At 62.1% G+C, this 12,315-nt stretch carries 8 protein-coding genes, 2 tRNA genes, 1 rRNA gene and 1 riboswitch (1 of these 12 cut by a window edge); of the genes, 7 read left to right on the forward strand and 4 right to left on the reverse strand.

Translation table 11 applies throughout. The features are described 5' to 3' along the window. Positions 1–9: 9 nt before the first annotated feature. Entirely contained in the window at positions 10–858 is an 849-nt protein-coding gene (locus tag AC1RNA_RS06550) for a chorismate mutase (protein WP_009337495.1), read from the reverse strand. Positions 859–996: 138 nt separating this feature from the next. Beyond that, positions 997–1,076, forward strand: a riboswitch (SAM riboswitch). A gap of 57 nt (positions 1,077–1,133) precedes the next feature. On the opposite strand from AC1RNA_RS06550, the gene metX reads away from it, so the two are divergent. The 3 genes from metX to AC1RNA_RS06565 all read left to right on the forward strand — a co-directional run bounded on the left by metX (position 1,134) and on the right by AC1RNA_RS06565 (position 3,811). After that, on the forward strand, positions 1,134–2,342 hold the full coding sequence (metX, locus tag AC1RNA_RS06555) for a homoserine O-acetyltransferase MetX (protein ID WP_492950542.1): 1,209 nt from the start codon (positions 1,134–1,136) through the stop codon (positions 2,340–2,342). A 1-nt stretch (position 2,343) separates the two neighbouring features. After that, positions 2,344–2,997: a methionine biosynthesis protein MetW gene (gene metW / locus AC1RNA_RS06560; protein WP_009337492.1), complete on the forward strand. Its 654-nt coding sequence runs from the start codon at positions 2,344–2,346 to the stop codon at positions 2,995–2,997. 193 nt (positions 2,998–3,190) lie between these two features. After that, complete coding sequence (locus AC1RNA_RS06565; protein WP_009337490.1) at positions 3,191–3,811, forward strand: TIGR02594 family protein; 621 nt, start codon at positions 3,191–3,193, stop codon at positions 3,809–3,811. Here AC1RNA_RS06565 and AC1RNA_RS06570 read toward each other — a convergent pair. Continuing rightward, positions 3,808–4,578, reverse strand: coding sequence for an MOSC domain-containing protein (locus AC1RNA_RS06570; protein ID WP_492950543.1), 771 nt, complete (start codon positions 4,576–4,578; stop codon positions 3,808–3,810). The genes AC1RNA_RS06565 and AC1RNA_RS06570 overlap by 4 nt on opposite strands. A gap of 212 nt (positions 4,579–4,790) precedes the next feature. Between AC1RNA_RS06570 and clpB the strand changes: the two genes are divergently transcribed. After that, positions 4,791–7,424: an ATP-dependent chaperone ClpB gene (gene clpB / locus AC1RNA_RS06575; protein ID WP_492950544.1), complete on the forward strand. Its 2,634-nt coding sequence runs from the start codon at positions 4,791–4,793 to the stop codon at positions 7,422–7,424. Positions 7,425–7,501: 77 nt separating this feature from the next. Here the strand turns inward: clpB and AC1RNA_RS06580 are convergent, their stop codons facing one another. Beyond that, positions 7,502–9,565: a M23 family metallopeptidase gene (locus AC1RNA_RS06580; RefSeq protein ID WP_040297748.1), complete on the reverse strand. Its 2,064-nt coding sequence runs from the start codon at positions 9,563–9,565 to the stop codon at positions 7,502–7,504. Positions 9,566–10,263: 698 nt separating this feature from the next. Between AC1RNA_RS06580 and AC1RNA_RS06585 the strand changes: the two genes are divergently transcribed. The 3 genes from AC1RNA_RS06585 to AC1RNA_RS06595 all read left to right on the forward strand — a co-directional run bounded on the left by AC1RNA_RS06585 (position 10,264) and on the right by AC1RNA_RS06595 (position 12,131). After that, positions 10,264–11,750, forward strand: a 16S ribosomal RNA gene (locus AC1RNA_RS06585). Between the two features lie 196 nt (positions 11,751–11,946). Then, positions 11,947–12,023 (forward strand) — tRNA-Ile (locus tag AC1RNA_RS06590). A gap of 32 nt (positions 12,024–12,055) precedes the next feature. Next, positions 12,056–12,131, forward strand: a tRNA-Ala gene (locus AC1RNA_RS06595). Between the two features lie 5 nt (positions 12,132–12,136). Here AC1RNA_RS06595 and AC1RNA_RS06600 read toward each other — a convergent pair. Then, positions 12,137–12,315: the 3' portion of a hypothetical protein gene (locus tag AC1RNA_RS06600; protein ID WP_492950545.1), read on the reverse strand. It continues 103 nt past the right edge of the window; only the last 179 of its 282 coding nucleotides appear in the window; the start codon falls outside the window, past its right edge — the gene reads right to left on this strand; it ends in the stop codon at positions 12,137–12,139.

Raw genomic sequence — 12,315 nt, forward strand, 5'->3', positions numbered from 1 at the left:
CCAGAGACTTCAAGGCGCGGGCGTGCCGGGCGATGGCACCCTATAGCGCGTTGCGTGGCCGCCGACGAGAGCGGAGGCCCGCACGGCTGCGCCTGCCTCGGTCAGGGCAGATATGATCTTTTCGATCCCATCGGTGTGAGCGACCGAGACCAGCAGGGCGGCGGTGCCTGATGAGGCATCCGCGACCGCCAGCACGTCGGACAGCGGCGAGAGGGCGCGCGCTGCGGCCGGGCTCCAGCCGCTGACGTGCAGGCTCCATGTCTCGATTTCGGTCACCAGTGCATCGTCTGCCACGCGGGAGATGACGAAGACCGGCATCGCGGCCGGATGGTCGGCGCGCTCGACGAACGGCAGTCGCGCGATGATCTTCGGCGCGCCCGGCTGTTCGAGGACGCTCCACCACGGCGTCTGGCTCGATGTCGCCGACACCAGCGCGAGGTCGCCACGCGATTTCGCGACCGCTTCGACGGCGGCACCCGCGTTGAAGTGGGCAAGGAACGGCACCGTAAAACCAAAATGGAAGCGCGCGCTGTCGCGCATCGCGCTTTCACCCGACGACAGATCGGCATGAACGGAGAACGGCGCCTGCACATAAGTGAAGGTCGAGATGATGACGCGCCAGATGCTCTCGACGGTGTCGAGCGGCAGGATGCCGTGATGCCGCGTCACGAGGCGGCGCATCATGTCCGCCTCGCGCGCGGGGCGGAACGCGGAGCCGACCTCCTGGGTCTGCTTCACGCGGATCAGGCGGTCGATGATATCGCCGCGCCGCATCAGCAGCGTATGCACCTGCTCGTCGATCGTATCGATCTCGCGGCGCAAATCCTGGAGTGAAATGGGTGAGGGTGTATCGGGCATGCAAAGAGCTTTCGCAACGAAGGTTCTGATTAGAAAAGACGGTGCCTGAAAGCAAAGAAAACCTTCACGCTGAGGGGAGTTTAGCGGCCTCCGCCTTGATGGAGCTCCTTGACGGAGGGGTGGCGCAGGACTACTTTTGCCTTGTTCCGTGGTCATTTGAGCCGGCCGGCTTGCAGCCACGTTAAAGAATTCGCTAAACAGGCCGGGGACATCTGGATCCCGGCCGAACAATTCGTTCAGGCCGGTTTTTTTGGGCCTGAAGGTCTGGAGATACGATGTCCGACGTTGCAAGCCGACAACCGGTCGGCAAAAAACCTACTGTCAGCGAAGAGCGCGCGCGCGAGGCGGATCATCCGTCGTCGCAGCTTGTTGTGTTCGGCGCCGACAAGCCGCTGCATCTGGATTGCGGTGTCGATCTTTCGCCGTTCCAGATCGCCTATCAAAGCTACGGCACGCTCAATGCCGACCGCTCCAACGCGATCCTGATCTGCCATGCGCTCACCGGCGACCAGCATGTGTTCAACACGCATCCCGTCACCGGCAAGCCGGGCTGGTGGCAGACGCTGGTGGGGCCGGGCAAGCCGATCGATACCGACCGCTATTTCGTAATCTGCTCGAATGTCGTCGGCGGCTGCATGGGCTCGACCGGGCCGTCCTCGACCAATCCCGCCACCGGCAAGCCGTGGGGGCTGGATTTTCCAGTCATCACCATTCCCGACATGGTGCGCGCGCAGGCGATGCTGATCGATCATCTCGGCATCACCAAATTGTTCGCGGTGGTCGGCGGCTCGATGGGCGGCATGCAGGTTCTGCAATGGGCGACCGCGTATCCCCAACGGGTGTTCGCGGCACTTGCGATCGCCTGCGGTGCGAAGCATTCCGCGCAGAACATCGCTTTCCATGAGCTCGGCCGTCAGGCGGTGATGGCCGATCCGGATTGGCGGCAGGGACGATATTTCGAGCATGGCACGCATCCGCGCCGCGGCCTCGGCGTCGCGCGCATGGCCGCGCATATCACGTACCTGTCGGACGCGGCGCTGCATCGCAAGTTCGGCCGCCGCCTGCAGGATCGGGACGAGCCGACCTTCTCGTTCGACGCCGATTTCGAGGTGGAAAGCTATCTGCGCCATCAGGGCTCGTCGTTTGTCGAGCGCTTCGATGCCAACTCCTATCTCTATCTGACCCGCGCAATGGACTATTTCGACATCGCCGCCGACCATAACGGCGTGCTGGCAGCGGCGTTTCTCGGCACGCGGACGCGCTTCTGCGTGATCTCGTTCACGAGCGACTGGCTGTTTCCAAGCTCCGAGGCGCGCGCCGTGGTGCACGCGCTGAACGCGAGCAGCGCGCGGGTGTCCTTCGCCGAAATCACCACCGACAAGGGGCACGATGCATTCCTGCTCGACGAGCCCGAATTCTTCGCGATCTCGCGCGCGTTCCTGGAAGCGGCCGCGAGCACGCATGGTCTGAACAGTGTGAGTTGATATGAACGCGCCTGAATTTTTCCGCCCAACCGCGCAGCTCCCCAAGGTCGACGGAGTCCGGGGGGACCATCTGCTGGTAGCCGAAATGGTTGCGCCGGGCTCCAAGGTACTCGATGTCGGCTGCGGCGAGGGCGATCTTCTGCAATTGCTGGAGGCGCGCGGCGTCGATGGGCGCGGGATCGAGCTGTCGCGCGAAGGCGTGAATAGTTGCGTCGCCAAGGGCCTTGCGGTGGTGCAGGGCGACGCCGACACCGACCTCGACAGTTATCCCGACGACTCGTTCGATTACGTGATCCTGTCGCAGACGCTGCAGGCGACGCGGCAGCCGCGCAAGGTTTTGGAGAATCTGCTGCGCATCGGCAGCCGTGCCATCGTGTCGTTTCCGAATTTCGGGCACTGGCGGATGCGGCTGCAATTGCTGATCGGGGGCCATATGCCGCGCACCGAGAACCTGCCGGCGACGTGGTACGACACGCCGAATATTCACTTCTGCACCATCAAGGATTTCGTTCAGCTCTGCGACGAGATCAATGTCGGGATGGAGCGTGCGGTCGCTCTCGACCTTTATGGAAGGCCGTTGCGCCTCAATGCGCCGTGGTGGTTCTGGAATATGTTTGGCGAGCAGGGCGTGTTTTTGCTCACCCGGCGCAATTAATCTGAGCGGCTAAAATAGGGCATTTCCGCGATTCTTCCGGTTTTCGTCGACGGAAGTGCCCCCAGTGTGCCCGCATGGCGAATACCTGTCATGCAGGTATGAATTGTGCCGTTTTCTCGCCACATCGAAAGGGGTCTTACGCGCCATGTCGCGCTGCACGCGCGCAATGTATGCGTAAAGGAACCTTCGAAGAATGAAACGACCCACGACTCTTCCGCCGTTGCGTCTCGCAGCTCTGGTCATGTGCACCGCTGCGGTTGCGGCATTCTCCAACCCGGCCGAGGCGCGTCCGCGTCATCACGCCAGGCATCACGTCGGCCAGCATCACACCTCCAAGCATCATGCTCATCGCCACCATGTGCGCCACAGCGCGCGCTGGGGTGCATTCCGCGCGCAGGCGCAGCAATTCGGCGAGACCAATGCATCGATGGACTCCTCCGGTGGTTTTGGCGGCGGCTTCGGCGGCTCGAACGTCGTGGCGGAAGCGCGGAGCTTCATCGGTAAGGGCAATCCCACCGGACGCTCGCGCCTGTGGTGCGCGCGCTTCATGAACATGGTTTTGCAGAAGACCGGTCATAAGGGCACCGGCTCGGACATGGCCAGTTCTTTCGCGCGCTATGGTCATCGCGTTTCGGGGCCTCAGGTTGGCGCGATCGCGGTGATGAGCCGCCGCGGCGGTGGTCATGTCGGTGTCGTCAGTGGCATCGATGCCAAGGGCAACCCGATCATCATTTCCGGCAATCACGGTCATCGTGTCGCCGAGGCGACCTATTCGCGCGGGCGCGTCTACGCCTACGTGATGCCGTCGAGCTAAGGAATTTCGATTTGGTCGCCGGGTGCCACGTCGCCCCCGGCGATCACTTCCGCATAGACGCCGCAATGGGTGTGGCCGAAACGGTCCATCAGCGTCTTCGGAATGTTCATGTCGCGCTCCGTCGTCACGGGATCGACATTGGTTGCTGCGCACCTCACGATGTTGCGCGTCACGCGCAGGCGGACACGGCCGATGCGAATGTCCCGCCCCATCGATTCAAGCTCGCGCCATGCGGGCCATCCTTCGACATACAGATTGGCGCGAAAGCGCAGCGGGTCGACCGGCTGCCCAACCGCGTTCTCGATCTCGGACACGCTCGCCAGATTGACGATCGACACCACCTTGGCGGCGACGTCGGAAAAGCTGTGACCCGACGCTTCGAGAATCTTCGGCGGCCCCTTCAATTCCTTCGTGAAGTTCGCGGCGAAGAAATCCTCGATTGCCACTCGTCCCGCAGCGGTGGAGAGGTCGCCGCGCGCCACCTCGGCGTTGTTGTAGGCGATGCGCAGGGTGGTGCTGGAATCGTCGAAGCGGCTGCGCAGGGCGGCCAGCCGCTCGTCCCGCATCAGCATCAGGAAGCGGATTTTCGGAAAATGCTTCGGGTGCGCGGGGTCGAAATCGAGCGCGCCGTTGGCGATGGCATAGCGCCGGTCGGCCGGCACCGTCTGCCCGACGGCCAGCGCGGCCCCAGTGAGCGGTTCGGGGGAAAGCCCCTTGACCGGATAGCGGTAAAGACTTTTGAGCGTGCCTTGAGAGGGATCAAACATATCGCTTTTTAACGGAGGTTCTGGCCGCGCGCCAATGACGCCGAAATTTGATCTGGCCCCTTTCACAAATAGCCCCGTGGTCCCACATTGTGGCCAAGCCGGGCGCTTTCCGGCCCGCGTCCGGCTGGCTGCGGCTAGGCCGTGCGTAACCCAATGAAGATGCCTTCGCCGTGCTTTCGAGGCGGCGGGGCAGGCTGAGGGAAGGCCATCGAATGAACGTTGAAAAATATACCGACCGCGTGAAGGGGTTCATCCAGTCCGCGCAGTCGCTTGCCCTGCGGGAAGGGCACCAGCAATTTTCCCCGCTCCATATCCTGAAAGTTCTGCTCGACGATCCCGAGGGGCTTGCGGGCGGTCTGATCGACCGCGCGGGCGGCAACTCGCGCGCCATTCTTCAGGCAACCGAGCAGGCGCTCGCAAAACTGCCGAAAGTCTCCGGCGGCGGTGCAGGCCAGATCTATCTCGCGCCCGAGACGGCGCGGGCTTTTACGGCGGCCGAGCAGGCCGCGGAGAAGGCAGGCGACAGTTTTGTCACCGTCGAACGCCTGCTGCTGGCGCTGACGCTGGACAAGGACAGCGAGGCCGGCAACTTGCTCGCCAAGGGCGGCGTCACGCCGCAAAACCTCAATGCCGCGATCAATGCGCTACGCAAAGGCCGCACCGCCGACAGTGCGTCCGCGGAAAACGCCTATGACGCGCTGAAGAAATATGCCCGCGACCTCACTCAGGCCGCGCGCGAGGGCAAGCTCGACCCGGTGATCGGCCGCGACGAGGAAATCCGCCGTACGATTCAGGTGCTCTCCCGCCGCACCAAGAACAATCCGGTGCTGATCGGCGAGCCCGGCGTCGGCAAGACCGCCATCGTCGAAGGTCTCGCACTGCGCATCCTCAACGGCGACGTGCCGGAAAGCCTCAAGGACAAAAAACTGTTGTCGCTCGACCTCGGCGCGATGGTCGCCGGTGCGAAATATCGCGGCGAGTTCGAGGAACGGCTCAAAGCGGTGTTGCAGGAAGTGACGTCCGCTGAGGGCGGCATCATCCTGTTCATCGACGAGATGCACACGCTGATCGGCGCGGGCAAGGCGGACGGCGCGATGGATGCATCCAACCTGCTCAAGCCGGCACTGGCGCGTGGCGAACTGCATTGCATCGGCGCGACGACGCTCGATGAGTATCGCAAGCATGTCGAGAAAGACGCGGCACTGGCGCGGCGCTTCCAGCCGGTGTTCGTGTCCGAGCCCACTGTCGAGGACACGATCTCGATTTTGCGTGGCCTCAAGGAAAAATACGAACTGCACCACGGCATCCGCATCGCGGATTCCGCGCTGGTGGCTGCGGCTATGCTGTCGAACCGTTACATCACCGATCGCTTCCTGCCGGACAAGGCGATCGATCTCGTCGACGAGGCCGCGGCGCGGCTGAAGATGCAGGTCGATTCCAAGCCGGAAGAACTGGATTCGCTCGACCGCGAAATCATCCGGCTCAAGATCGAGCAGGAGGCGCTGAAGAAGGAAACGGATGCGGGCTCCAAGAGCCGGTTGCAGACCCTCGAGGGCGATCTGGTCGATCTCGAGAAGAAGTCCGCCGACCTGACCTCGAAATGGCAAGCGGAAAAGAGCAAACTCTCCGACGCCCAGAAGCTGAAAAGCGAACTCGAGCAGTTGCGCACCGAACTCGCCAACGCCCAGCGCAAGGGCGAGTACCAGCGCGCGGGCGAACTCGCCTATGGCCGCATTCCCGATCTGGAAAAGCGGTTGGCGGCGGTCGAAGTCACCGAAGACCCGTCGATCGACGAGGCGGTGACGGCGGACAGTATCGCGCAAGTGGTGTCGCGCTGGACCGGCGTGCCGGTCGACAAGATGCTGGAGGGCGAGAAGGACAAGCTGCTGCGCATGGAGGACATGCTCGGCAAGCGCGTTATCGGGCAGGCGCAGGCGGTGCGCGCGGTCTCGACAGCCGTGCGGCGCGCGCGCGCGGGCTTGCAGGACCCGAACCGGCCGATCGGCTCGTTCATGTTCTTGGGGCCCACCGGCGTCGGCAAGACCGAACTGACGAAGGCTTTGGCCGAGTATCTGTTCGACGACGAGACCGCGCTCGTGCGCATGGATATGTCCGAATACATGGAGAAGCATTCGGTCGCGCGGCTGATCGGCGCGCCTCCGGGCTATGTCGGCTATGACGAGGGCGGCGCGCTCACCGAAGCGGTGCGGCGCAGGCCGTATCAGGTCGTGCTGTTCGACGAGATCGAGAAGGCGCACCCGGATGTGTTCAACGTGCTGTTGCAGGTGCTCGACGATGGCCGCCTGACCGATGGTCAGGGCCGCACCGTCGACTTCCGCAACACGCTGATCATCATGACCTCGAACATCGGCGCGGAATTCCTCGTCAACCAGCCGGAGGGCGAGGACACGGGCGCGGTGCGCGATCAGGTGATGGGTATGGTGCGCACGCACTTCCGTCCGGAATTCCTCAACCGCATCGACGAGATCATCCTGTTCCATCGCTTGCAGAAGAGCGAGATGGGCAAGATCGTCGAAATCCAGTTCAACCGGCTGCGCGGGCTCCTGGAAGATCGCAAGATCGACCTCGTGCTCGACGCCAAGGGCCGCGACTGGCTGGCGGAGAAGGGCTGGGACCCGGCCTATGGCGCGCGCCCGCTCAAGCGCGTGATCCAGCGCAGCGTGCAGGACCCGTTGGCCGAGATGATCCTCGCCGGCGACGTGCGCGACGGCGCGACCGTGAAGATTTCGGCCGACAAGAGCGGCCTGACCTTCAACGGAAAGGCGGTCGGCGAGGACGCATCGGATCTCGATGAGGCGCCGAAGGCGAAGCGGGTGCTGAACTGAACGTGCCGGTCGGCCCTAGCAGGTGACACTGAAAAGCCCGGCTTGAGCCGGGCTTTTTTATTGCGGGAGGGGCTTGCCTAGCGCGTGCTGACCGCAGAGGAGATCGGCGGCAGGCTTGGGACGCGGTTGGCGGGCGGCTGCGTGACGACCGGCTGGTTCTGCGCCACCTTCGGTGCGCTGCGGCTCGCCATCATCGCGTCGATGCGGTCGCGCTCGCTTTCGAATGCGGTGAGCATGCCGCCCTCGAGCGAGCGTCCGCGCGGCAGCTTCACGCGCATCGGGTCGACGAAGCGGCCGTTGACGAGAATTTCGTAGTGGACGTGCGCGCCGGTGGACATGCCGGTGGAGCCGACGAAGCCGATCACCTGGCCCTGGCGCACGCGCTTGCCCGGCTCCATGCCCTTGGCGAAGGCGCTCATGTGGCCATAGGCCGTCTCGTAACCGTTGGGATGCTTGATGCGGATATACTTGCCGTAGCCGCCTTCCCATTCCGCTTTTTCGATCACGCCGTTGCCGGAAGCGAAGATCGGCGTGCCATAGGCGGTGGCCCAGTCAACGCCGGTGTGCATCTTGGTGAAGCCGAGGATCGGATGGCGGCGGCCGCCGAAGCCGGAGCGCATGATGGCGTTGTTGACGGGTTTGCGGACCAGGAATTTCTTCGCGCTCTTGCCAGTGTCGTCATAGTAATCGACGCCGCCGTCGTCGGGGGTCTGGAAGCGATAGTATTTTTTGGTTTCGCCGCCGGTGGTCAGCGCGGCGTAGAGAATTTCGGGCTTTTCGCCGGCAGCGGGCGTCTCGTCCTCTCCGGCGAAGAACACCTCGAACGAATCGCCGGCCTGCACCTTCCTCTGGAAATCGACATCGTAGGAGTAGATGCGGACCATGTCGTCGATGACCTGCTGCGGAACCTTGTCGCGCAGGGCCGTCTCATAAATGCTCTGGTAGAGGCGAACGCCAGTGCCGTCATCGTCCTCGTCGTCCTCGTCGCTCGCATTGGAAGCCGTCTCGGTCGAGGCGTTGAAGCTCTGTACGTCGACGGCAACGTATTTGCCGAGATCGGACAGCGCGGCGACGGCTTCGATGGCGGTTTCGTTGGCGACGATCACGCGCACGGGCTGCAGCGGCAGGTTTGGGCCGGCCGGCGCCATCAGGATGCGCAGTTTGAGACCCTCCCGCAGGCCGCCATCGCGGCCGCGGGCGCCAAGCTGGGAGGCGATGGCATGGGCATCGCTGGCGCTGGCGCCTTCGTCGCGCAGGATCGATTCGACCGTCTCGCCCTTCTTGACGACGCGCACCCGCTCGGCGGCGTCCGAACCGCCGGTGGCCTGCGCGCGGGTCTTGGCGAGAAGCGTGACGTTTTCCGGCACCAGACGGGCCTCGAAGCCGCGATAGGGATCGATGCTGCCTTCCGAGGCATAGGCCATCTTCAGCCCGGAGGAACCGTTATAGGCGTAGCGAACGCCGGAATTGCCGCGCCAGTTCGAGGCATTGCGGACCTGATTCAGCACTTCTTCCGCAGGCACTGTCGCTGCGATCTTCGCATGCGGCAACACGCTGCCGAGATCCCGCATCACGAACGAGACCTCCGCGTCTGGTTCGGCGGCGGCACCTGGATTGCGGGAATCGTCACTGTCGGAGGCTGTGCGGCCGACATCGGTCAGCATGCGCTGGGCGTCGAAAGGGGGCACCTTGGAGGCAAGGTCGGTCGAGGACAGCGTCAGGTTGCCGGCGATCCGCACGAACGGGCGCACGCGGACCACCTCCCGATTACCGACCTTGGCGACCATCGAAACCTTGATGACCTGGCGTGCCGCTGCGGCCTCGCTCGGCGGCGGCAGGCGGTCGCTCTTGCGGGCGACGGCATTCTTGTCGGCACCGCCGAATGCGCCGCGCAGCGCGGTTTCCACACGCTCGGGCACCTTGGCGAAGGTGGTCTCGCCGTCGAGGGAGGCGAAAACGGCGCCGCCGATCAGGGCCGCGCCGCAAAGGCCTGTGAGAATGGTGCCGCTGAACCATTGGACGGAGACGCTGCGGCGATCGATGACGGCGGCTTCCGTGCCGTCGACCGACAATGGCGGTTCGTGGCCGAGATCGATCGGCGCGGAACGTCCGTATTGTCCGCCTGTCGTCCTGTGATGCAAGCCGTGGTCCCCAACTGGTCTGTTCAGCGGGCTGAAAGTGCCGCGCTCAAGCTCGTCCGGTCGATCCGCCGCCCCCGCGGGGAGACACAAGTGATAGCCGAAAACGCCGATCTTCGAAATATGCCGGTCAGGGCCGACAATTTCTGTGCCCAGAACGTCCGAGGAATGTGGCTCAAGTGCGGCGTGAGGCCTCTGCAGGCCAATCAATTCAGGGGCTTCTTGAATTTTGGTGCGTTGCGACGATTTCTTGACATTGTCGTTGACAAGCGACGAGAGGGCGGCCTATAACCCGCCCACTCCGGTGCGGCGTTGCTTGACCTTCGGGCGGGCAGGACGGCGCACCCTTGAGGTTCCTCATTCCGATGAGTGAAGTAACAGCCGATAGTTGTCGGTTGTTATTTGGCGTCGGAAGGTCCTTAATAAAGAGTTGGGACTTCGGTCCCGGGCTGTTTGACAAGTAAAGATGAAGAAAGAGAAACGTGGACGGCGGAGTCCTTGCGGGTCTCGTGATTGAAGGCTTCGGCTTTCAGTTCGGGACCGGACGAAAGACTTCGGCGGTACACGTTTCAAAGGTTACACCATCGTTGTCAGCGATGTGAATCGCAGACAGCTGTTAGCTTTAGTTCGCAAGAATTGGGCTAACAAAAAATGGTGGGACCTCGTCAAACGTTGTGATCAGCCGGTTCAAAGTTCAAGTCCAACTTGAGAGTTTGATCCTGGCTCAGAGCGAACGCTGGCGGCAGGCTTAACACATGCAAGTCGAGCGCCGTAGCAATACGGAGCGGCAGACGGGTGAGTAACGCGTGGGAACGTACCTTTTGGTTCGGAACAACACAGGGAAACTTGTGCTAATACCGAATAAGCCCTTACGGGGAAAGATTTATCGCCGAAAGATCGGCCCGCGTCTGATTAGCTTGTTGGTGAGGTAACGGCTCACCAAGGCGACGATCAGTAGCTGGTCTGAGAGGATGATCAGCCACATTGGGACTGAGACACGGCCCAAACTCCTACGGGAGGCAGCAGTGGGGAATATTGGACAATGGGCGCAAGCCTGATCCAGCCATGCCGCGTGAGTGATGAAGGCCCTAGGGTTGTAAAGCTCTTTTGTGCGGGAAGATAATGACGGTACCGCAAGAATAAGCCCCGGCTAACTTCGTGCCAGCAGCCGCGGTAATACGAAGGGGGCTAGCGTTGCTCGGAATCACTGGGCGTAAAGGGTGCGTAGGCGGGTCTTTAAGTCAGAGGTGAAAGCCTGGAGCTCAACTCCAGAACTGCCTTTGATACTGAGGATCTCGAGTTCGGGAGAGGTGAGTGGAACTGCGAGTGTAGAGGTGAAATTCGTAGATATTCGCAAGAACACCAGTGGCGAAGGCGGCTCACTGGCCCGATACTGACGCTGAGGCACGAAAGCGTGGGGAGCAAACAGGATTAGATACCCTGGTAGTCCACGCCGTAAACGATGAATGCCAGCCGTTGGGGAGTTTACTCTTCAGTGGCGCAGTTAACGCTTTAAGCATTCCGCCTGGGGAGTACGGTCGCAAGATTAAAACTCAAAGGAATTGACGGGGGCCCGCACAAGCGGTGGAGCATGTGGTTTAATTCGACGCAACGCGCAGAACCTTACCAGCCCTTGACATGTCCAGGACCGGTCGCAGAGATGTGACCTTCTCTTCGGAGCCTGGAGCACAGGTGCTGCATGGCTGTCGTCAGCTCGTGTCGTGAGATGTTGGGTTAAGTCCCGCAACGAGCGCAACCCCCGTCCTTAGTTGCTACCATTTAGTTGAGCACTCTAAGGAGACTGCCGGTGATAAGCCGCGAGGAAGGTGGGGATGACGTCAAGTCCTCATGGCCCTTACGGGCTGGGCTACACACGTGCTACAATGGCGGTGACAATGGGATGCAAAGGCGCGAGCCCTAGCAAATCTCAAAAAGCCGTCTCAGTTCGGATTGGACTCTGCAACTCGAGTCCATGAAGTTGGAATCGCTAGTAATCGTGGATCAGCATGCCACGGTGAATACGTTCCCGGGCCTTGTACACACCGCCCGTCACACCATGGGAGTTGGTTTTACCTGAAGACGGTGCGCTAACCCGCAAGGGAGGCAGCCGGCCACGGTAGGGTCAGCGACTGGGGTGAAGTCGTAACAAGGTAGCCGTAGGGGAACCTGCGGCTGGATCACCTCCTTTCTAAGGATGAACCTTCAGCCTGCTTCGGCAGCTATCGGTTCGTTTTAGAAACATTCAGCGGCCAACAGATCGCCAGATCGTTGAGCTGCATTGGCGGGACGCCGCCGTCTTCGTTTCTCTTTCTTCGCGGACGAACACGCGCCGGGGGCGGCGCTGAAAGCGATTGTCGCTTCAGCTTTGTGCCTCTTGCCGTTCAGGGCTTGTAGCTCAGTTGGTTAGAGCGCGCGCTTGATAAGCGTGAGGTCGGAAGTTCAAGTCTTCCCAGGCCCACCATTCATTGTGCGCAGCATTCGTCTTCTGGTTACGGGGCCATAGCTCAGCTGGGAGAGCGCGTGCTTTGCAAGCATGAGGTCGTCGGTTCGATCCCGTCTGGCTCCACCAGATGCTCACCGATTGACCTGCTGCAACCGTCGTCGTCCGCGAAACATCACTTTGCATTCGGCAAGTTCCTTCACCAAGGACGCCGTCTGCGAGATATCTGACATCGTAAAGAGGAGATCGATCCGAGCCTGGATCATGAAGCGCATCGCAAGATGTGCGTCGTGGATTTTGGGCGCGTATCTCC

This window comes from Afipia sp. GW821-FHT14H12 (genome assembly GCF_058803465.1).